The organism is Caballeronia catudaia, from assembly GCF_001544755.2.
Classification (GTDB): Bacteria; Pseudomonadota; Gammaproteobacteria; order Burkholderiales; family Burkholderiaceae; genus Caballeronia; species Caballeronia catudaia.
The window spans coordinates 158782-179897 of sequence record NZ_FCOF02000007.1; the positions used below are offsets into that span (position 1 = coordinate 158782).

Annotated in this window: 19 protein-coding genes and 4 tRNA genes; 8 read left to right on the top strand and 15 right to left on the bottom strand. The window is 64.0% G+C overall.

What is annotated here, in order from left to right:
- Window positions 1-5 precede the first annotated feature (5 nt).
- From AWB75_RS10240 to gloB, 3 genes are all read right to left on the bottom strand, one after another.
- Complete coding sequence (locus AWB75_RS10240) at window positions 6-1256, bottom strand: MFS transporter (RefSeq protein ID WP_061123971.1); 1251 nt, start codon at window positions 1254-1256, stop codon at window positions 6-8.
- 114 nt (window positions 1257-1370) lie between these two features.
- The gene (locus tag AWB75_RS10245) at window positions 1371-3005 is read right to left on the bottom strand and encodes a transglycosylase SLT domain-containing protein (RefSeq protein WP_061123972.1); all 1635 of its coding nucleotides are present in this window, start codon (window positions 3003-3005) and stop codon (window positions 1371-1373) included.
- A 159-nt stretch (window positions 3006-3164) separates the two neighbouring features.
- Window positions 3165-4001 (bottom strand): hydroxyacylglutathione hydrolase, encoded by an 837-nt coding sequence (gene gloB, locus AWB75_RS10250; protein WP_061123973.1) that lies wholly within the window; start codon window positions 3999-4001, stop codon window positions 3165-3167.
- A 39-nt stretch (window positions 4002-4040) separates the two neighbouring features.
- Between gloB and AWB75_RS10255 the strand changes: the two genes are divergently transcribed.
- The 4 genes from AWB75_RS10255 (at window position 4041) to AWB75_RS10270 (ending at window position 6253) form a co-directional block, all read left to right on the top strand.
- A complete protein-coding gene (locus tag AWB75_RS10255) occupies window positions 4041-4874 on the top strand; it encodes a class I SAM-dependent methyltransferase (protein ID WP_061123974.1) in 834 nt (277 codons plus the stop codon).
- A complete protein-coding gene (rnhA, locus tag AWB75_RS10260) occupies window positions 4874-5335 on the top strand; it encodes a ribonuclease HI (protein ID WP_061123975.1) in 462 nt (153 codons plus the stop codon). The genes AWB75_RS10255 and rnhA overlap by 1 nt, the downstream gene beginning before the upstream one ends.
- Window positions 5336-5353: 18 nt before the next feature.
- On the top strand, window positions 5354-6109 hold the full coding sequence (gene dnaQ, locus AWB75_RS10265; protein ID WP_061123976.1) for a DNA polymerase III subunit epsilon: 756 nt from the start codon (window positions 5354-5356) through the stop codon (window positions 6107-6109).
- A 69-nt stretch (window positions 6110-6178) separates the two neighbouring features.
- Window positions 6179-6253: transfer RNA gene (locus tag AWB75_RS10270), tRNA-Val, on the top strand.
- 94 nt (window positions 6254-6347) lie between these two features.
- Here the strand turns inward: AWB75_RS10270 and AWB75_RS10275 are convergent.
- From AWB75_RS10275 to AWB75_RS36975, 4 genes are all read right to left on the bottom strand, one after another.
- Window positions 6348-6821: a DUF2214 family protein gene (locus tag AWB75_RS10275; protein WP_061123977.1), complete on the bottom strand. Its 474-nt coding sequence runs from the start codon at window positions 6819-6821 to the stop codon at window positions 6348-6350.
- An 80-nt stretch (window positions 6822-6901) separates the two neighbouring features.
- Window positions 6902-7732 carry a hypothetical protein gene (locus AWB75_RS10280; protein WP_061124064.1) on the bottom strand — a complete coding sequence of 277 codons (831 nt, stop codon included), beginning with the start codon at window positions 7730-7732 and terminating at the stop codon, window positions 6902-6904.
- Between the two features lie 220 nt (window positions 7733-7952).
- Window positions 7953-9017 carry a glycosyltransferase family 4 protein gene (locus AWB75_RS10285; protein WP_061123978.1) on the bottom strand — a complete coding sequence of 355 codons (1065 nt, stop codon included), beginning with the start codon at window positions 9015-9017 and terminating at the stop codon, window positions 7953-7955.
- 12 nt (window positions 9018-9029) lie between these two features.
- Entirely contained in the window at window positions 9030-9278 is a 249-nt protein-coding gene (locus AWB75_RS36975; RefSeq protein ID WP_143746419.1) for a hypothetical protein, read from the bottom strand.
- A 545-nt stretch (window positions 9279-9823) separates the two neighbouring features.
- Between AWB75_RS36975 and AWB75_RS10290 the strand changes: the two genes are divergently transcribed.
- A complete protein-coding gene (locus AWB75_RS10290; RefSeq protein ID WP_235012054.1) occupies window positions 9824-11704 on the top strand; it encodes an ABC transporter ATP-binding protein in 1881 nt (626 codons plus the stop codon).
- 50 nt (window positions 11705-11754) lie between these two features.
- On the opposite strand, the gene otsA is transcribed toward AWB75_RS10290, so the two are convergent.
- Both otsA and otsB read right to left on the bottom strand, forming a co-directional pair.
- Window positions 11755-13134 carry an alpha,alpha-trehalose-phosphate synthase (UDP-forming) gene (gene otsA, locus AWB75_RS10295; protein WP_061123979.1) on the bottom strand — a complete coding sequence of 460 codons (1380 nt, stop codon included), beginning with the start codon at window positions 13132-13134 and terminating at the stop codon, window positions 11755-11757.
- Window positions 13131-13883: a trehalose-phosphatase gene (gene otsB, locus AWB75_RS10300; RefSeq protein WP_061123980.1), complete on the bottom strand. Its 753-nt coding sequence runs from the start codon at window positions 13881-13883 to the stop codon at window positions 13131-13133. The genes otsA and otsB overlap by 4 nt, the downstream gene beginning before the upstream one ends.
- Window positions 13884-14148: 265 nt before the next feature.
- On the opposite strand from otsB, the gene AWB75_RS10305 reads away from it, so the two are divergent.
- Both AWB75_RS10305 and AWB75_RS10310 read left to right on the top strand, forming a co-directional pair.
- The gene (locus AWB75_RS10305) at window positions 14149-14769 is read left to right on the top strand and encodes an SCO family protein (protein WP_061123981.1); all 621 of its coding nucleotides are present in this window, start codon (window positions 14149-14151) and stop codon (window positions 14767-14769) included.
- 2 nt (window positions 14770-14771) lie between these two features.
- Complete coding sequence (locus tag AWB75_RS10310) at window positions 14772-15710, top strand: cytochrome c oxidase assembly protein (protein WP_061123982.1); 939 nt, start codon at window positions 14772-14774, stop codon at window positions 15708-15710.
- On the opposite strand, the gene AWB75_RS10315 is transcribed toward AWB75_RS10310, so the two are convergent.
- The 6 genes from AWB75_RS10315 to uvrC form a co-directional block, all read right to left on the bottom strand.
- Window positions 15617-16111 carry a GNAT family N-acetyltransferase gene (locus AWB75_RS10315; RefSeq protein ID WP_061123983.1) on the bottom strand — a complete coding sequence of 165 codons (495 nt, stop codon included), beginning with the start codon at window positions 16109-16111 and terminating at the stop codon, window positions 15617-15619. The two genes, AWB75_RS10310 and AWB75_RS10315, sit on opposite strands and share 94 nt — an antisense overlap.
- A 113-nt stretch (window positions 16112-16224) precedes the next feature.
- Window positions 16225-16298 (bottom strand) — tRNA-Cys (locus AWB75_RS10320).
- A 78-nt stretch (window positions 16299-16376) separates the two neighbouring features.
- A tRNA-Gly gene (locus tag AWB75_RS10325) sits at window positions 16377-16452 on the bottom strand.
- 86 nt (window positions 16453-16538) lie between these two features.
- A tRNA-Gly gene (locus AWB75_RS10330) sits at window positions 16539-16614 on the bottom strand.
- 166 nt (window positions 16615-16780) lie between these two features.
- Window positions 16781-17377 carry a CDP-diacylglycerol--glycerol-3-phosphate 3-phosphatidyltransferase gene (gene pgsA, locus AWB75_RS10335; protein WP_061123984.1) on the bottom strand — a complete coding sequence of 199 codons (597 nt, stop codon included), beginning with the start codon at window positions 17375-17377 and terminating at the stop codon, window positions 16781-16783.
- Between the two features lie 109 nt (window positions 17378-17486).
- Entirely contained in the window at window positions 17487-19661 is a 2175-nt protein-coding gene (uvrC, locus tag AWB75_RS10340; RefSeq protein ID WP_061123985.1) for an excinuclease ABC subunit UvrC, read from the bottom strand.
- 112 nt (window positions 19662-19773) lie between these two features.
- Between uvrC and earP the strand changes: the two genes are divergently transcribed.
- Complete coding sequence (earP, locus tag AWB75_RS10345; protein ID WP_061123986.1) at window positions 19774-20940, top strand: elongation factor P maturation arginine rhamnosyltransferase EarP; 1167 nt, start codon at window positions 19774-19776, stop codon at window positions 20938-20940.
- Window positions 20941-21116: the final 176 nt, after the last annotated feature.

Sequence of the window (21116 nt, forward strand, 5' to 3'; positions counted from 1 at the left end):
TCCAGTCAGGGCGCGGCGCGCTCCGCTTCGCGGTTGACTTTTTGCAAAATCCGGCTCGGGAACACGTACCAGACCGCGCTCGCGGCTTGCAGCGCAACGAGCGTGATCCAGACCGTCAGATGCGCCGACGCCGGATAGCGCCCGGCCTCTGCCGGCCAGAGCGACAGCATCGCGCCGACGCCGACCTGGAAGCCGAAGATCAACAAAAAGATCACGAGCGTGAGCGTGGTGTGCGCGCGGCCGATCATGTGCGACGGGAAATACTCCGCGGCAACCGCGTAGCTCAAAATTCCTGTGCCGCCGAAGACGCCATACGCCGCGATCAGCGCCGAAGGCGGCAACGGAACGCGCAGCACCATCAGCAATTGCGTGGCAACGAACAGCGCCATGCCGGTGCCGCAGAAGGCGTAGACCGACACGCCGCGCCGCTCCATCCCGCGCGCAGCCGCGCCGAAGGCGATGCAGCCGAACATCATCGCGAAGCCGAGTACCGACACGAGCGCCGCGGCGTGCGCCGGTGTGAGGTTCATCACATCGAGCAAATAGGGGCGAATCCATAGCGATTGCATCGCGAAGAAAACGCCTTGCGTGACCACGGAGAACGACGCGATCTTCCAGAACACGCCGCTGCGCAGGATGAGCCAGGTGCCTTTGAACTGCGTCGCGATGTCAGCGCGCTGATGCGGATCGGCCTCCGCCTTGCGCGGCGCGAGCACGACGATTGCGGCAGCGACGGCGAGCGTGAACACGCCGAGTCCGGCGCACACCTGCCGCCAGCTTGCGACGTGCAGAAGCGACGCGAGCGGCGATCCGACGGCGACGCCGCCCAGACCGCCGACTGCCATCGTGAAACCGTTGACGAGCGGCAGGCGCGCGAGCGCGAAGTGCTGCGCCGATGCTTTGAACGCCGCGCTCAGGCACACCGACACGCCGACGCCGATCAGCAGCCGCCCGATCATGAGTCCCGCGAGGCCGCGAGACGCACCGAAGACCCAGATGCCCGCCGCCGCGAAGAGCAGCATACCCGCGGTGACGCGTCGCGGACCGAAATGATCGAGCAGCACGCCGACAGGAATCTGCGCTAGCGCAAAGCCGATGAAGTACAGCGAAGTCAGCAGACCGAGATCCGCGGCGGACAAGCCGAGGTCGTGCGTGATGAGCGGCGCGAAGCCGAGATTGACGCCGCGGAACACGTACGAGACGAAGTAGCCGGCGGCGAAAAGGAAAAAGACGCGGAGACGGACGGTGGACGGCATGCGAAACGGACGCTTCTTCGATTCTTCTGGAACGCCAGTTTAGCGGGACGCTGCAAAGAAAACGCCGTCACCTTGGTGACGGCGTGGATTAGTACCCAGGCGAAACGCGTACGCCTATTTCTTCTTGCTGGTCTTCGCGGTCTTCTCGGTCTTGGCCGTAGCGGCAGGCTTGGCCGCATGCGACGCCGTCGATGCCGATACTTTCGTCACTTTCCCCGAGGAATGTCCGGACGCCTTCCCGTGCGACGGTTTCGTGTCCGGCACGCGCGTGCCGATCTTCGACACGCCGCCCGGAGAACGGCTCGACGCCGCGACCGTCTCGACGCGCGCCGGACCCGGCTCGGCCGGCACCGCACGGCCATACGGCACGTGAAGGACCACCACCTGACCCGGCATGATCATGTCGCCACGCGTGCGGTTCCAGGCGCGCACCTGCGCCGGCGACACGTTGTAACGGTCTGCCAGCGTCGTGACAGCCTGCTTGCGGCGCACGCGAATCACGAGTCTGCGCGTGTCGGGCACGTCGCGCTCGATCGCGAGCATCGCGTTCTGGGCGACGTCGGCGCTGATGTCTTCGTCGTCGTCATCCGTGCGCGGCACGACGATGGTCGAGCCAGGCTTCAGGCGCATGCCCGCCGGAATGCGATTGACGGACATGAGCGTGTCCGCGTCCACACCGATCTTTTCGGCGATTGCCGCCGGGCGCGAGCGCTCGGTCACGGTGTACGTGGTCCACGACGACAGCGCGCCCGAGTATGACGAGAGATTGCGCTGGAACGATGTGGCGTTGTCGAAGGGCAGCAGGATCTGCGGATTGGTCGCGCCGAGAATCACCGGCTTCGAGAACGACGGATTGAGCGAGCGGAATTCCTCCACGCTCATGCCGGCGAGCTTCGCGGCCATCGTCACGTCGATGTCGCGCGCGGTCGTGACCGTCACGAAATACGGATGGTTCGGAATGTCCGGCAGCGTGAGCCCGTACATTTGCGGGTTGCCCACGATGTTCTTGACCGCTTGCAGCTTCGGCACGTAATTGCGCGTCTCGTTGGGCATGCGCAGGCTTTCGTAGTCGGTCGGCAGTCCCGCCGCTTCGTTGCGCGCGATCGCGCGCTGCACGTTGCCCTCGCCCCAGTTATATGCGGCGAGCGCGAGATGCCAGTCGCCGAACATGTCGTGCAGGCGCGAGAGGTAGTCGAGCGCGGCGCTCGTCGACGCGAGCACGTCGCGGCGCTCGTCCTGCCACATGTTCTGCTTGAGGTTGTAGTCGCGCCCGGTGCCTGGCATGAATTGCCACATGCCAGCCGCCTTTGCGACCGACAGCGCCTGCGGGCTGTACGCCGACTCGATGAACGGCAGAAGCGCCAGCTCCGTCGGCATGTGGCGCTGCTCCAGCTCCTCGACGATGTGATAGAGGTACTTCTGCGAACGCGTGGTCATGCGCTCGACGTAGTCCGGGCGCTGCGCGTACCAGTTGACCTGCATATCGACGAGGTCGCTTTGCAGATCGGGAATCTGGAAGCCACTGCGAATGCGATTCCACAAGTCGGACGAACCCACAAGCGAAGTCACGGGGGTCTTGTCGACGTTGATGGTTTCCTTGGCTGCTGCGGTGCGGCGAATGGTGTCGGCGACTTGTTGCTGCGAGGCGTTGGAAGTGGCTGAGGCTGAAATTGGATCGGACACTGTCGGTCCCTGGCTCGCGCACGCGGCAAGCATCAGGACGGACAGCGCACTAAGTGCTAGTCGCATGGAACGTCTCGGCTTCCAAAAAATATGCTTGGAAATTTGCAGCCGATAGTACGGAACAGCACTTAAGACGTCAATAAGAATGCGCGCAAAACCCCTGCAAAATCCTGCATCTAACGCCGATTCCAACGTTTCGGATGAGGTTACACCCAAAGTTTTCCGTTAACGGAACTTATCCTTCCAGCCTCGCATCATTCGAAACGCTTCAAGCCGGTCGGAAACTGGCGCGCCGAACTGTGACGAAAGTGTCGCTTGAATTGAAGGAACGTCCGCGCGCAGAAATGGATTCACCGCCTTTTCGTGTCCGATGGTCGTCGGCAAAGTGGGCTTGCCCGCGGCGCGCAGCGCCTGTGCGTCGTCGCTCCAGCGCAGCAGCGCAGCGTTGTCCGGCTCGCATGCGCGCGCGAAACGAATGTTCGAGAGCGTGTACTCATGCGCGCAGTGAACCTGCGTGCTCTCGGGCAGCGCGGCGAGCGCGTCGAGCGAGCTCAGCATCTGCTGCGCCGTGCCTTCGAACAGGCGGCCGCATCCGCTTGCGAAGAGCGTGTCGCCGCAAAAGAGATGTGGCGTGCCTTTCGGATCGCCCGCCTGGAAATAGGCGATATGGCCCGCCGTGTGGCCGGGCACGTCGATCACGGACAGCTCGAGCGCCGGATGTTCGATACGCACGGTGTCGCCGCCCGTGACGCGCGCGGTCAGATGCTCGATCCGCTCGCCGGCCGGGCCGTACACGGGGATTCCACCCTCTGCCGTTCGGCTAGCGAGGAGCGCTTTTACGCCACCGACGTGGTCCTGATGATGGTGCGTGAGTAAAATAGCGGTCAGCCGCCAACCGCGTCTGGCGAGATACGCCTCGACGGGCGCGGCATCGCCGGGGTCGACCACGACCGCATCGCGCGAGTCCGACACGAGCCAGATGTAGTTATCCTCGAACGCCGGAACCGGCACGTATTCGAGCGCATTTCGAACCAGTGCATCCTGAGCAGGCGAATTCTTCATTAGCGAATCCATAGCGACCTTCTATGCGGCAACCCGACCATGTCTGACCGATCGATTATAGACTGGCCCACCTGGACGAGCTCGGCGCCCGGACGCTACGTGCTCGACTGGGAGCAGGCGCAGCTCGATCACGTGGTGTCCGACATCTTCGGCTATCACGCGCTGCAGCTCGGCATGCCGCAGCTCGACGCGCTGCGCGAAAATCGCATGACCGGACGTGCGCTCGTGCTCGACGGCGAAAGCGCATCGAGCGCGCCCTATGCGCCGCCGCGCGCGACCACGCCCGGCGTGAGCGCGCTGCCCGCCGCGAGCGCGCCGGATGGCCGCAGCACCGTGTGGTGCGATCTGCTCGACCTGCCGTTCGAGGCGCAGAGCGTCGACCTGCTTGTGCTGCCGCACACGCTCGAATTCTCGCCCGATCCGCACCGGCTGCTGCGCGAAGCCGAGCGCGTGCTGGTCCCCGAAGGGCAATTGATCATTCTCGGATTCAACTCGTTGAGCCTTTGGGGCGCGCGACAATCGCTTGGCAAAGTGGCGGGACGGCCGTTCGTGCCGTCAGCGCACGAAATGATCGCCTTCACGCGTATCAAGGACTGGATCAAGCTGCTCGGATTCGATCTTGAACGCGGGCGCTTCGGCTGCTATCGTCCGCCGCTCGTCGCGGACAAGTGGCTGCAACGCTACCAGTTCATGGAGGCCGCCGGCGACCGCTGGTGGCCCATCTTCGGCGCGGCGTACATGATCACGGCGGTGAAGCGCGTGCGCGGCATGCGCCTCATCGGTCCGCGCAAGCTGAAAAAACCCGCGCTCGCGCCTGGCCTCGCGCCGGTCGCCGCTCCGCACACGCGCAACGAGACTCGCAACGAGCATTGATGACTCAAGAATCCGCATCGAACAAGGTAATCGACATCTACACGGACGGCGCCTGCAAAGGCAATCCCGGTCCCGGCGGCTGGGGCGCCCTGCTCCGTTTCGGCTCGCTGGAGAAGGAGCTGTTCGGCGGCGAAGCCGCGACCACCAACAACCGCATGGAACTGATGGCGGTCATTTCCGCGCTCGAAGCGTTGAAACGGCCGTGCCACGCGGTCATCCACACCGATTCGCAATACGTGCAGAAAGGCATCAGCGAATGGATCCACGGGTGGAAGAAAAAGAACTGGATGACGGCCGCGAAAACGCCCGTCAAGAACGCCGACCTATGGAAGCGGCTCGACGGTCTCGTCGCGCAACATGAGATCGAATGGCGCTGGGTCAAGGGCCACGCCGGGCATCCCGAAAACGAACGCGCCGATGCGCTCGCCAATCGCGGCGTGACCTCGCTCGCCGACAACTAATCAACGAACACGCCATTTATGCGCCAACTGATACTGGACACCGAAACCACCGGCCTGAATGCGAGGACGGGCGACCGGATCATCGAAATCGGCTGCGTCGAGCTGGTGAATCGCCGGCTGACCGGCAACAATCTGCATCTCTACGTGAATCCGGAACGCGACAGCGATCCCGGCGCGCTCGCGGTGCACGGCCTCACGACCGAATTCCTCTCCGACAAGCCAAAGTTTGCGGAGATCGCCGCTCAACTGCGCGACTTCATCGCGGATGCCGAACTGATCATCCATAACGCGCCGTTCGACGTCGGCTTTCTCGACATGGAATTCGCGCAGCTCGGATTGCCGAAGGTGGCGCAGACGTGCGCCGGCGTGATCGATTCGCTCGCGCAGGCCAAGCAGATGTTCCCCGGCAAGCGCAATTCGCTCGACGCCCTGTGCGACCGGTTCGGCATCAGCAACGCGCACCGCACGCTGCACGGCGCGCTGCTCGACTCGGAGCTGCTCGCCGAGGTCTATCTCGCGATGACGCGCGGCCAGGAAAGCCTCGTCATCGACATGCTGGGCGACGAGTCGTTGTCGGGCTCGGTTTCGACGTCGCGCATCGCGCTGGACGATCTCGACTTGCCGGTGATCGTCGCGAGCGCGGACGAACTCGCCGCGCACGAAGCAGTGCTGACCGATCTCGACAAGGCGCTCAAGGGCGCGAGCGTGTGGCGCACCGAACCCGCGCCGGCTGAAGGCGAAGCCGTGCCCGCTCGAGAAGCTCTGACCGTTTGATTTTTTCGAATTTGCTTAACGAAGCACTAGACGGAACGCAAAACGCCTGACATAATCTCGTCTCTCTTCGGGTGGTTAGCTCAGCGGTAGAGCACTGCCTTCACACGGCAGGGGTCACTGGTTCGATCCCAGTACTACCCACCAGAATTCCTGGTGCTGGTAAAGCCAAGACACCGAAGATCAAAAGGGCTCAGGTTTAACGACCTGAGCCCTTTTTCATTTGCGTCGTCGGCGAAGACTACGAAGCCCACACGCCCCGCGCCATCCCGCTCGCCGCAATCACCATCACCATCACGAGTGCCGCTTCGAGATCGCTCATCCACGCGAAGCGCCGCGCGCGCGTGAGGTCGATCGCCCCGCCCTGCGCAAGCGCGATGCGCCAGCGTATCAGCGCGAGCATCGGCGAGACTTCGATCAGCAGGATCACGACGAGCGCCGTCATCTTCAAATGAAACAGCGGCTCGTGCAGATAGTACCCGCCGCCTTTTTCGAATCCGCCGAACGCGCGCATCACGCCCGTCACGATCAGCACGATCGCGGTGATGCCCCACACCGAATCGGATCGGAACACGTCGCGCAGGCGCAGTTCGTTCGCCTGAATGGACTGCGTGGGATCGAGGCGACGCAACGCGCGCGCCCGAGCCAGCACGGATCCCAGCGCAAATCCAAAAGCAAGAAGATGAAGCGCGGCCAGCAACCAACGTATCAGCATCCTTTCCTCCCGAATGAGACAGGAACGACGTGTACGGCAATATCGGCTTACGTATGTGAAGTCGGCTTACGTATGTGAAGTCAGACCTGACGCAGCGTCGCGTCGAGCGCGCGCGCCGCGTTGCGATCGCCTTCGCTGGCGAGCGGCGCGCGGAATACGGTGGTGCGATTGTGTCCGGCAGCGGCGGGCGAGTCCCACAGCAATTCGACCTTGGGCCGCCGCGCGAGCAAGCCGCGCCAGGCCTCGCCGCCCGAGCGAACCGATGGCGCCGCGGGCTCCGTGACGGGCGTGAGCATCCTCGTGGATGGGGACGCATCCGGCGACGGCGCGGGCCATTTCACCGATAATTCACGTGCATCGTACTGTCCGAGCTTGCGGCTTTCGGCCCAGACGACAGCCGTGCGCAGGACGGGATCGAGCGAAATTGCATAGCGGCCGATTGCGAAACGGCGCGCCGCGATGTTCGTGCGCCAGAGCGCGCGCGGCCGGCAGATCCACACGACGACCGCATAGAGCGCCGGCCCGACGACGAGCCAGCCGTTGGTCTCGGCAAGCGCTTGCGTAAAGCGGCGCCAGCCCGAACTCCAGATGAACGCGGCGACGGAAAACATCGCGAAGCCGAAGGCCAGGAGCGCGAGAAAGCGCAGCGCCTGCCGCAGCCATTGCGGCAACGGATGCAGCGGACGCTCCACACGCGCCCTTGCGCCCGGCAGCACGATGAGAAGAAAGATCAGGACGAGATTCAGGCACGCCCACGGCGACGATGTCATCGCGCGCAGCGAAGACAGGTAGCCCATCTGCGACATCGAAAACGCCCAACGCGCCGCGAGCACCAGTCCGATGGCCCGCAGGGCGAACACGGTGCCGGCGCCCGGTGCCGGGCTCGCGCTGAATTGCTTGGGTCTCGCCAAAAGAAACACTCCTGTCCACGTACGATGCATGCCGCCTCGCGCAAGGCGAAGCCCGGTCATTATAGGGAGATTACGGATGTCTTCAGAGGTTTCCCGAGCGTAGCGCGGTCCCGCGCTCCGAAGGCATGCCCGTGTGTGCTGTTACGACAACGCCCCGCGGGCCTTGAGGCGCGCGGGGCGTTGTTTTGCAGCCGGTGCCGCCGGCGGCGGCAAGACTCGATTAGCTGGCGTTGACTTCGCGCAGCACGGTGCGGCGCTTCTGGCGCAGCAGCTCTTCGTACACGTTGACGTAGTTGGCCGCCATCACCTTCGACGAGAAGCGCTTTTCGAACGCGCCGCGCACTTTTTCGCGCGACAGCGTGTCGAGACGCTTCACCGCGGCGATCGCGCTCAGCTCGTCTTCGACGACGAAGCCCGACACGCCGTTCTCGATGACTTCCGGCACCGAGCCGCGGTTGAACGCGATCACCGGCGTACCGCAGGCCATCGCTTCGATCATCACAAGGCCGAAGGGCTCCGGCCAGTCGATCGGGAACAGCAGCGCGTGCGCGTTGCCGAGGAACTCGGTCTTCTCGGCTTCACTGATTTCACCGATGTACTCGACGTGCGGCAGCGCGAAGAGTGGCTTGATCTCTTCTTCGTAATACGCGCGATCAGCCTTGTCGAGCTTCGCGGCGATCTTGATCTTCATGCCCGCGGCCTGCGCGATGCGGATCGCGCGATCGACGCGCTTTTCCGGCGAGATGCGGCCGAGGAACGCGAGATAGCCGGGCTTCACGTTCGGGATCGGCTTGAGCAGGTTTTCCGGCAGGCCGTGATAGACGGTCGACAGCCAGTTAGCCTGCGACAGCGGCTGACGCTGGTTGTCCGAAATCGAAATGACGGGCACATCGTTGAACGTGCTGAAGATCGGCTGCAGTTCGGGCAGATCGAGACGGCCGTGCATGGTCGTCAGGAACGGCACCGGCTGGCGCGCGAACAGCGAGAACGGGTAATAGTCGATGTGGAAATGCAGCACGTCGAACTCATCGGCGCGGCGGCGGACTTCTTCGAGCAGCAGCATGTGCGGCGCCATCGTGTCGCGGATGGTCGGGTCGAGGCGCAGCGCCTGCGGCCAGAATGCTTCGAGCTTCGCGGACGTCTGCGAATCACCGCTCGCGAAGAGCGTGACGTCGTGTCCGGCATCCACAAGTGCCTCGGTCAGATAAGACACCACGCGTTCCGTGCCGCCGTACAGCTTCGGCGGAACAGCCTCGTGGAGGGGCGCGATTTGAGCGATTCGCATGTCGTGAAACTCCTAATGAAAGGTCAGGCTAAGTGCTGCTGTCGTGTTGACGTTGGAAGCGAATCGCTCGGCTCGGGCGAAGCTTTCCGCGGCGCGATTGCCGCGGCGCTGGAGCTGATGCTCGAGTGAAAAAGCGGGGTCGCTGATCACCGGTTTGTCGCGCAGGCGTTCCAACGAAGCAAATAAGGTTCCACGTCTCAAAAACCGCCGCGCGCCAGCAATTAACGCGCATTCGCTTTGGCGGTTGACTGGAACTTGCAAAAACCTGTCGATGACCTAAGGGCAAACCCGTAGCGAATTATGGAGCTTTTTACAGAGCGCAGCAGGCAGTCATTTCAACTTATTTACCTTGTTACAAGGGGGAAACACTTTGCAAACCCCTGTTTATTAGGGATGTTCTACATTTGAGCACGGGCTTCGACGACGCGCGGGTCGCGACACGTACGTGCGGAGGCGGACTGGCGCATTTGCGGCGCTGCAGCATCTGCCGCCGATGCCTGGCGCGGGACATGCTTTTCCGACCCTTGCGTCTGGCTGAACGGTCGGCCCGGCGAGCGCTGCATCGCAAAAGTCGCGCAGTGTGCTTACAATGCGCGCCCGTTGGCTCTGGGCGACAGCCCCATGTTTGGCGCGGACGATGTTCGGATGGCCACACGCACCGAGCGTCATATGCCCGAAGACGCGTTGCCCCCGCCCGATACTGGCTACAATTCGGGATGGAGACGGCGCAGCGTCGCCTCGCTTGACGTCAGTCGCGCCGGATCGGGCGACGCATCGCATGCCGGTTGCCGCAGACCGCACCGCGCATGGCAGTGCCCGAAGGCGCAACATACGCTCAACCGCTCTACGACCAAAAAAGACCATTGGACCAACTCACCGTCTCTCAGCGTAACGCGCACAACGCGAAGCTTTCGAGCTACGCACACCGACCGCTCGCGTTCCTGTTGCGTTACATCCGCCGGCACCCGGTGGCGCATGCCATCGTGCTCTTCAGCGTGTTCGCGGCAGTCGGCTGCGCCCTCGCCTCCCAATACGCGATCAAACATCTGATCGACGTGCTCGGACAAGGCCGCGGGCATCCCGGCCCGCTCTGGGGCGCGTTCATGATCCTGGTCGGCCTGATCGCCGCCGACAACCTGCTGTGGCGGGTCGGCGGATGGGTCGGCGCGCACGTGTTCGTGATCGTCACAGGCGACTTGCGCAAAGACCTGTTCTCCTACCTGTCCGGCCACTCGCCGACGTATTTCTCCGAAAAGCAGCCGGGCATGCTCGCGAGCCGCATCACGGCGACATCGAACGCGATCTACACCTCCGAAAACGTGATGGCGTGGAACGTCCTGCCGCCGTGCATCGCGGTGCTGGGCGCGATCGTGATGATCGTCACCGTGAACCCGTTGATGGCGGCCGGCTTGATGCTCTCGTCGCTGGTTCTCTCGCTGATCCTCTACCGGCTCGCGAAACGCGGTTCGGCGCGGCATCACAGTTTCGCGTCGAAGGCGGCGTCGGTGGATGGCGAACTCGTCGACGTGATCGGCAATATGTCACTCGTGCGCGCGTTCGGCATGACCTTCCGCGAGCAAAAGCGCTTCGGCTCGACCGTGAAGGCCGAAATGGTCGCGCGCCAGCAAAGCCTGCTGTATCTCGAAAAGCTGCGTCTCTTTCACGCGGTCGTGACGGCGATTCTTTCCGCCGGCCTGCTCGGCTGGGCGCTGTGGCTGTGGTCGCAAGGCCGCGCGACGTCCGGCGACATCGTGCTCGTCAGTTCGCTCGGCTTCACGATTCTGCATGGCACGCGCGATCTCGCCGTCGCGCTCGTGGATGTGACGCAGCACGTCGCGCGTCTCGCCGAAGCCGTGCAGACGCTGCTCGAGCCGCACGGCATGCCGGACCGCTCGGATGCGACCGAGCTCGTGCCGCAAGGCGGGCGCGTCGATTTCGAAGGCGTCACGTTCGCATACCCGCGCCGCCGCCCGATTCTCGACAACTTCCATCTGCATATCGAGCCGGGCCAGCGCGTCGGGCTGATCGGCAAGTCGGGCGCGGGCAAATCGACCGTGCTCGCGCTCCTGCAACGCTTCTACGAGACGCAGAAAGGCAGCATCAGGATCGACGGCCAGGATATCGGCGCGATCACGCAGGACAGTCTGCGCCACGCGATCGCGCTCGTGCCGCAGGATATTTCCCTGTTCCATCGCACCGTGTTCGAGAACATCGCGTACGGGCGTCCGGAAGCGAGCCGCGAGGAAGTGCTCGCCGCCGCGCGCGAGGCGCGCTGCACGGACTTCATCGAGGCGATGCCCGAAGGCTTCGACACGATCGTCGGCGACCGCGGCGTGAAGCTGTCGGGCGGCCAGCGCCAGCGCATCGCGATCGCGCGCGCGATCCTCAAGAACGCGCCGATTCTCCTGCTCGACGAAGCGACCTCCGCGCTCGACAGCGCATCGGAGGAAGCGATCCAGCAGGCGCTCGACCGGCTGATGGTCGGCCGCACGGTGATCGCGATCGCACACCGGCTGTCGACGCTGCAGAACTTCGACCGCATCATCGTGATGAGCGCGGGCAAGGTCATCGACGACGGCTCGCCACAGGAATTGCGCGATCGTCCGGGGCTGTATCGCGAGTTGCTCTCGAAGCAGCACGGCAAGGTGCCGTCGATCGTCGCGACGCCGCACAAGCAGCCTGCTTGATCAGGTTTCAAAGAAGAAAAGCCGCTGTTCCTTGACGGACAGCGGCTTTTTTACGCCTTCAGATCCCGCATGAAGTTGTCGCGCCAGACCGAGACATTGTTCTCGCGCAGTTGCGCCATCATTTCGTCGTAGCGCGCTTTTCGCTCGTTGAGAGGCATCTGGAGCGCGGCGGCGAGCGCATCGGCCATGCCGTCGACGTCGAGCGGGTTGACGATGAGCGCCGCCGTCAGTTCGCGCGCCGCGCCCGCGAACTGCGAGAGCACCAGCACCCCGGGATCGTCCGGGTCTTGGGCCGAAACGTATTCCTTCGCGACCAGATTCATGCCGTCGCGAAGCGGCGTGACGAGGCCCACATGCGCTTCGCGAAACAGCGCCGCGAGCACCGGCCGCTCGTACTGCCGATGGATATAGCGGATCGGCGTCCAGTCGAGCTCGGCGTACCGGCCGTTGATGCGGCCCGACTCCGCTTCGAGCTGCAGACGGATGTCGCGGTAGGCGTCGACATCCGTGCGGGTCGGCGGCGCGATCTGCAGGAAGGACACGTTGTTGCGCTGATGCGAGTCGTGCTCGATCAGCCGCTCGAACGCGCGGAACCGCTCGACGAGACCCTTCGAATAGTCCAGGCGATCGACGCTCATCACGAGCTTGCGATGATGCAGCGTCGACTTGACGATCTCGACATCGCGCCCGCTTTCGCCGTGTTTCGCGAGCGCGGCGATTTCATCGGGATAGACGCCGATCGGATACGCGGCGGCGCTGAGCGTCCGGCCGAACGCACGCACGTCGACCGGCTTCGCGCCGTCGCGCCGCAACGCGCCGCCCGCCTCCGTCTCGACGTACTCGCAGAACGCGCGCAGATCCGGCTCCGTCTGAAAGCCGAGCAGATCGAACGCGCAGAGCGCCTCCACCAGCTCGCGATGGCGCGGCACGGCGAGCAGAATCTGCGAAGCGGGAAACGGAATATGCAGAAAGAATCCAATGCGATTCTTCACGCCCAATGCGCGCAGCGCCTGCGCGAACGGAATCAGGTGATAGTCGTGCACCCAGATCACGTCGTCGGGCTTGAGCAGCGGCGCGAGCTGCGCGGCGAGCCAGCGATTCACGCGGCAATAGCCGTCGTATTCGTGTCGATCGAACTCGATCAGATCCGCACGATAGTGAAACGCCGGCCAGAGCGTCGCGTTCGAAAACCCGCGGTAGTACTGGTCGTAATCGCGCCGCACGAGCCCGATGGTCGCGAAGGTCACCGGGCCGTGTTCTTCGAGCTTGATGTCGTCGGGCGCAGAAGTCAGCACGTCGCCGCTCCAGCCAAACCACATGCCGCCGGTTTCCTTGAGCGCGTCGTACACCCCGACCGCGAGACCGCCCGCCGCGGGGCCGCCTTCGGAAATCGGCGCGACGCGGTTCGAAACGATGATGAGGCGGCTCACGCGTGCTTCCCCGCTGTGCCCCCGATCACTTGCAGCCAGTCGAGCAACAGTTCCACCGACTCGATGCGCGCCCGCGCGACCGTATCGCCGGGACCGATTTTCACCGAAAGTCCATCGAACTCGTTGACGACGGCGAAGCCTTTTTCGTCGGTGAGATCGTCGCCGATGAACACGGGCTTGCGCCCCGTGAACGGCGGCTCGGCCATGTAGGCGCGCACCGCGCGTCCCTTGTCGACGTCCTTCGGCTTGATCTCGTAGACCATCTTGCCCGGCTGGAGAACGTACGCGTCGGCATAGTCGGCGACGAGCTTTTCGGTCGCCACGCGCGCGGCCGGTTCACGATCTGGCGCGTTTCGGTAGTGCAGCGCGAGCGCCGCGCCCTTGATTTCGAGCAGCATGCCGGGATTCGCGCTGACGACCTTCTCGAGCGCGTGCTCCATGCGCAGCAGCCGCTCGTCGTTGAAGCCGATGCGCTGCACGTCGCCGTTGGAATCGCGCCGCTCCGCGCCATGCATGCCCGCGACGGGCAAATCCGCCATCTGCAGAAACGAATCAATGTTGTCGATGCCGCGCCCCGATATGACCGCGACCGCGCCGTTGGTCGCGCGCCGGAGCGCCGCCAGGATGTCCGGGACCGAGCGCGGAACGAAAATGCCATCGGGCGTGGAAGCGAGTTCGACGAGCGTGCCGTCGAAATCGAAGAAAAAGGCGGTCTCGGCAAGAGACAGGGAATCGGGAAGAATTTGCATCGATCTTGAGCCTGTGGTTTGCCTGTGATGGGGCGCGCGCCCGGTTCGGACGACGCAACGCGTGCGCATCTTACCGCGCAACGGCTTTCGATTAGGAAAGGTCTTAGCTTACAGTCTTGGCGACTCGCCCTTTCAGCGCGCTTGAACCGTGCGGCAAATCGTCTCAAAAATAGTCCGATAGCGACATGATGCGCTGGCGGCGCTGCGAAAGGCGTGTATTTTGAGACACGTATCCGTATCGAATCATCCTGCAACACGCCTCCCGATGCACGCTTCGTTCCTCGATTTCTTCCGCCGCCCGCTACGCTTCATCGCCCTTTTTGCGCTGTGCGCGCTCGGCGCCTGCTCGAAGCCGGCAGAGCCGTGGCGCCTGACCGACGTATCGGGCCATCTGCCGGACCTGGATTTTTCCCTCGTCGACGACGGCGGCGCCCATGTCACCGGACAATCGTTCGCGGGCCGCACGACGCTCGTCTATTTCGGCTACACGCATTGCCCTGATGTCTGCCCGGAAACGATGGCGCGGCTCATGCAGGTTTTGCAGCGCGTCGGGCCGGACGCGGACAAGACGCGCATCGTGTTCATCTCCGTCGATCCGGCGCGCGATACGCCCGCGCTCTTGCGCGCCTACGTGCGCGCGTTCGACGACAAACACGCAGTCGGCCTGACGGGCACGGATCGCGCGATCGAATTGGTCGCACAGCGTTATCGCGTCGCGTATCAGATGGAGAAGCGCGATGCGAGCGGCGCATACGAAGTCACGCATAGCTCCGCCGTCTATATCTTCGATGCCGCCGGTCATGCGCGCCTGCTCGCGACCGATCACGATTCCATCGAAGCCATCGCGAGCGATCTGAAGCGCGTGATCCACGCGAAGGACGCCTGACGATGGGCACGCTTCTGTACTGGCTCGATCCGTGGGAGCCGTCGCCAACGGTCGTGATCGCCGTGCTCGTCGCCGGGATTCTGTTCGCGCGCGGCGCGCGGCATGCGCGGGTGCCGGTTGGGCGGCGCATCGCTTTCTGGTTCGGTTTGACGGCGCTATACGTCGCGCTGCATACGCGCCTCGATTACTTCTTCGAGCACGAGTTCTTCATGCATCGCCTGCAGCATCTCGTGCTGCATCATCTCGGGCCGTTTCTGATCGCGTTGTCGTATCCCGGCGCGGCGCTGCGCGCGGGCATTCCGTTCGCCTGGCGGCGGCGCTGGCTGCTGCCGGCCATGCAAACACGCGTCGCGCGCATGTTCTTCGATATCGTCTTCAACCCGGTGATCGCGGTCACGCTGTTCGTCGGGCTGATCTACTTCTGGCTGCTTTCGCCGATCCACTTCAAGGCGATGCTCGACTACCGGCTCTATCGCGTCATGAACTGGAGCATGGTCATCGACGGCCTGCTGTTCTGGTGGCTGATTCTCGACCCGCGCCCGGCGCCGCCCGCGCGGCTCGCGCCCGGCCGGCGGACTCTCGTGGTGATCGCCGCGATTCCGCCGCAGATCATCCTCGGCGCGTACATCTTCTTCACGCCGCATGAGTTGTATCCGATCTATTCGATCTGCGGCCGCGCGTTCACCTGGATCACGCCGATGCGCGATCAGCAGATCGGCGGCCTTCTGCTCTGGATTCCCGGCTCGATGATGAGCGTGATCGGCGCGCTGATCGCGCTGCGTCACTGGATGCGGCTGTCGGCACGGTCGCGACTGCGAAAAGAGCGCGAAGCCGAAAAGTCAGCGCGTCATGAAGGCAGGCCGGGACGGCGCATCCAGACGTGCGGAATGCCGTCTTCGTCATGCACGCCCGACGACGGCTCGAAGCCGAACGCGCCGTAGAAGCGCTGCAGGTGCGCTTGCGCGTGCAGGCTGATCGGCTGATCGGGCCATTGCTCGAGGATGCGCTCGATGGCGCGCTCGAGCATCGCGTTGCCGAGCTTCATGCCGCGGAAGTTCGCGGTCGTCAGCACGCGGCCGATGCGCACATCCTTCTCGCTTTCGTCCGGACAGCCGGGCAACAACACGCGCAGATAGCCGGCGAGCGCCGGGCGCTTTTCGCCCTCGCCATAGGCGAAGAGATGCCACGCATCGACGTCGAATCCGTCGATATCGCCATACACGCAATTCTGCTCGACGACGAACACGGCGCTGCGCGCGGCGAGCATGTCGTAGACCTCGGCGGTCGTCAGGTCGTCGAAGCGCTTCCAGCGCCATTCGAGTTGGGAGAGTCGGTCGGTCATGGGAGTCGTGTGCCAGAAGTACGGAGATTATGCCGCTCGGTGAGATGACACGAAATCGTGGGCAAAAACAGCGCGCAAAAAGAAAAAGCCCTGACGAATCAGGGCTTTTTACTTGGAGGCGCGGACCGGAGTCGAACCGGTCTAAACGGCTTTGCAGGCCGCTGCATAACCGCTTTGCTACCGCGCCGTTATGCGTTCTGATGCGTGCCGCCGTTCCGACGACAAACTCACCAAACAAAAAGGGAAGCTTGGCTTCCCCTTTGACTGGAGCGGGAGACGAGTCTCGAACTCGCGACCTCAACCTTGGCAAGGTTGCGCTCTACCAACTGAGCTACTCCCGCATTATCCTGCGACGCTGCTACTGCCGATTTCCGATGCTTCGTTACGCTGAGCCAATGAGCGCCGATCACATCGAAAATTTCAAATCTGGAGCGGGAGACGAGTCTCGAACTCGCGACCTCAACCTTGGCAAGGTTGCGCTCTACCAACTGAGCTACTCCCGCATATTTGCTGCCGGACTCTTCTGCTACTTCGCTTGCTGCGTCGCGCCGTGCATCAGAGAAACGAGATTATGTAGAAGGCAAACAGGGCTGTCAACTGTTTTGTGAGAGGAATTTGGCGCTGCGTTTTCCCGATTGCGCAACATCTGCGCATGCGCACGCTGCCATGTCACAGCATGCCGCCGCGCTCGCGGATCTGCGGCCACGCGAGCTTCATGTAGTAGAGCATCGACCAGACCGTGAGGAACGCGGCGACATAGATGAGCCACAAGCCCCATACGCGCGCGTCGAGAACCCATTGCGTGCCGGCGATCCTGAGCGGCCCATAGAACAGCAGCATCGGAATGGCGACCATCTGGCATACGGTCTTGAACTTGCCGAGCTGGTTCACCGCGACACTCTTCGACGCGCCGATCTGCGCCATCCATTCGCGCAGCGCCGAGATCGTGATCTCCCGCCCGACGATGATCAGCGCGATCACCGCGTTCAGGCGCCCGAGTTGGACGAGCACGAGCAGCGCGGCGGTGACCATCAGCTTGTCGGCGACCGGGTCGAGGAACGCGCCGAACGACGACGTCTGATCGAGCTTGCGCGCGAGAAAGCCGTCGAACCAATCGGTGAGTGCGGCGAGCACGAAGATGAGCATGCCGAGCAAATTGCGATGCTCCGGGCTCATCATCATGTCCGGTAAATAGAACACGCCCACGACGAGCGGAATCAGCACGATTCGCAGCCACGTCAGGAAGATCGGTAGATTGAACGGCATGGGCGAAAGCGGTTGAGGGACGTGTAAGGAAGCCGCCATTGTGCCGCGTCGACCCCGCGCTCACAAGGCGCGGGCGAGCGCGGCGCGCCTTCTGGCGGGCCTTTCCTGCTCAATGCAACTGACGATAAATCTGCTGCGCGAGCGCGAGCGAAATGCCTTCGACGCTCGCCAGATCCTCGACGCTCGCCGCCTGCACGCCGCGCAGTCCGCCAAAGCGCGACAAAAGCTTCTGGCGTCGCTTGGCGCCGACGCCTTCCAGCTCTTCCAGCCGCGAGGTCTGCCTCGCCTTCGCCCGCTTCGCGCGCATCCCGGTGATGGCGAAGCGATGCGCCTCGTCGCGGATCTGCGCGACCAGCATCAGCGCCGCGCTTTCCTTGCCGAGTTCGAGCGCGGGCCGGCCGTCGGCGAAGACGAGCGTTTCGAGTCCTACCTTGCGCCCTTCTCCCTTCGCGACGCCGACCAGCATGCCGTGATCCAGCCCGAGCTCGGAAAACACCTGCCGCGCGATTTCGACCTGGCCCTTGCCGCCGTCGATCAAGACGATGTTCGGCAGCGTGCCGCCCGCGGCCACGGCGGTCGCGGCGTCGGGCGTGACGTTGGGATCGGCCGCGTCGTCGGGCTGCAGGGTCGTGGCTTCGTCATTCGCGTTCGCGGCGGCCTGCGCGACCATCTTTTCGTAGCGGCGCGTCAGCACCTGGCGCATCGCGGCGTAGTCATCGCCGGGCGTGATGCCGGCGATGTTGTAGCGCCGGTATTCGCCCGATTGCATCTTGTGATGGTGATACACGACGCACGATGCCTGCGTCGCCTCGCCCATCGTATGACTGATATCGAAGCACTCGATGCGCAGCGTCGCGAGGTCGTCCATCTCCATGCCGAGCGTGTCCGCGAGCGAGCGCGTGCGTGCCTGCTGCGAGCCTTGCTCCGACAAAAGACGCGCGAGTGCGAGCTTCGCATTGTTTTCGGCCATCGACAGCCACGCGCGCTTCTGCCCCTGCGGCTGGCGCAGCAGCGTCACCCTGTGTCCCGCCTGCTCGATCAGTAGCTCGACGAGCTGGCGGCTCGACGGCGCATGGCTCACGACGAGCACCGGCGGGACGCGATTGCCGATGTAGTGCTGCGCCATGAACGCTTCGAGCACTTCGGATTCGAGCGCGCCTTCGCGGAGCGTGGCTTCGCTTTCGTCTGATGCGTCCGCGGAATCCGCCGCGTCTGGTTCGGCATCGTCTTCGAAGGGCTGCTCACTCGCTTCGATCTCCGGCGCCGGCACATCGACGAGCGCGCCCGGCGCCGCTTCGACGATTTCGTCGTCGTCGAGACCTTCATCGTCTTCATCGCCGAGGGCCATCGCGCTTTCGACGTGCGCCGGGAAATACGCCTTGTCGCCCAGATGCCGGCCGCCGCGCACCATCGCGAGATTCACGCAGATCTTGCCGCCGAGCGCGACGACCGCGAGGATATCGACGTCGCTCTCGCCGCCCACTTCGATCGCCTGCTGATGCAGCACGGTCGCGAGCGAGCTCATCTGATTGCGCACGGCCGCGGCCTGCTCGAACTTCAGATCGGCGGCGAACGCGTGCATCTTCTGCTCGAGCTCCTTCATCACTTCGCCCTGACGTCCGAGCAGAAAGCGCGATGCGTTCGACACATCGCGCGCGTAATCTTCCTCGCTGATCAGGCCAGTGCACGGCGCGGTGCAGCGTCCGATCTGATGCAGCAGACACGGCCGCGTGCGGTTGCTGAACACCGAATCCTCACACGTGCGCAACTGGAACACGCGCTGCAGGATCTGGATGCTCTCGCGCACCGCCCACGCGCTCGGGAACGGGCCGAAGTACTGGTTCTTCTTGTCGACCGCGCCGCGGTAATACGCCATGCGCGGAAACTTGTGGCCGGTGAGCTTGAGCAGCGGATACGACTTGTCGTCGCGAAAGAGAATGTTGTAGCGCGGCGCGAGCGCCTTGATCAGATTGTTTTCGAGCAGCAGCGCTTCAGCTTCCGAGCGCGTGACGGTCGTCTCGATCTTGCGGATGCGCGTGACCATCATCGCGATGCGCGGCGAATGCAGCGTCTTCGTGAAGTAGCTCGACACGCGCTTCTTCAGATTGCGCGCCTTGCCGACGTAGAGCACGTTGCCCTCGCCGTCGTAATAGCGGTACACGCCGGGCAGATGCGGCAGTTGCGCGAGCGTCTTTTTCGGATCGAAGTCCGCGGGTTCCGGATCGGACGGCTTGTCCGCCTTACGCGGATCGGAAGCGGGTTCGTGTGCGGCGGAATCAGTCATGCAGCGAAGTCGCGAGGATGCGGGGACGGCACGGGCGGACGAGCCTACGCCGCGCCGCGGGCGGTATCTTAGAATCGCCAGTTTAGAACATTACGCCGCGCGCCTTCGTCCCATGACTTCGCATCCCGACGCCACGAAAGCCCCAGAACTCGCCTGCGACATCTTCTGCGCGGTGGTCGACAACTTCGGCGACATCGGCGTGTGCTGGCGCCTCGCGCGGCAATTGAGCGCCGAACATGGCTGGCGCGTGCGGCTTTTCGTCGACGATCTGACCGTGTTTCATGCGCTCTGCCCGGAAGTCGACGCGACGCTCGATCGACAGCAGGCCCAGGGCATCGTCATCGAGCACTGGCGCGAGCCGGCGCACGCGGGCGACACGCTCGCCATCGCCGATGTCGTGATCGAAGCGTTCGCGTGCGAGCTGCCGCATGCGTATATCGCCGCGATGGCGCGCCGCGCGCCGAAGCCCGTGTGGATCAACCTCGAATATCTGAGCGGCGAGGACTGGGTCGCCGATTTCCACATGCGGCCGTCCCCGCACCCGCGTTATCCGCTCGACAAGAGCTTCTTCTTTCCGGGACTCGGCGAGGGTACGGGCGGCGTGCTGAAGGAACGCGATCTCGATGCGCGGCGCGCGCGCTTCGATGCGGCGGCGTGGTGGAAGGAGCGCGTCGGTATCGAACGGCCCGGCGCCGGCGCGACGGTCGTATCGCTGTTCGCCTATGAAAACCCAGCCGTCGATGCGCTCCTTGCTCAATGGCGCGACGGCGCCGCGCCGATCGTCCTGCTCGTTCCGGAAGGCCGCATTTCGGGCGCGCTCGCCCGCTTTTTCGACGTGCCGAAGTTCGCCGCCGGTGTAACGGCGCGCGCGGGCGCGCTGGAAGCCCATGCGCTCGGCTTCGTCGAGCAACCGCGTTTCGACGAACTGCTCTGGGCCGCCGACATCAATTTCGTGCGCGGCGAAGATTCCTTCGTGCGCGCGCAATGGGCGAGAAAGCCGTTCATCTGGCACATCTATCCGCAAGCCGATGATGCCCATCTGCCGAAGCTCGACGCCGCGCTCGCGCACTACACGGGCGCGCTCGATCCGACCGCGCGGAATGCGGTCTCGCGCTTTTGGCATGCATGGAACGGCGCGGGCGTGCCGGACTGGCCCGATTTCTGGCGGCACCGCGCGGCGCTCGACGCACGCGCCGCGCGCTGGGCCGACGAACTCGCCGGCATCGGCGATCTGGCGGGCAATCTTGTCGCGCACGTCGCCGCGCGCCGGGTCGGATGAATCGCGCGCCGCCCTTTCCTGCCCGGTCATACGACTGGCCAAATAAGCAAAAACTCAGTTAAAATAAGCGGTTATCCGAGGAATCGGGCGGCGCGAAGAATCGAGTGCACGAGCGCGTGCAGCCCGGACGGCCAGAATGCACATTCCTCGTTTGCAATTCATTTCAGGCATTCCAG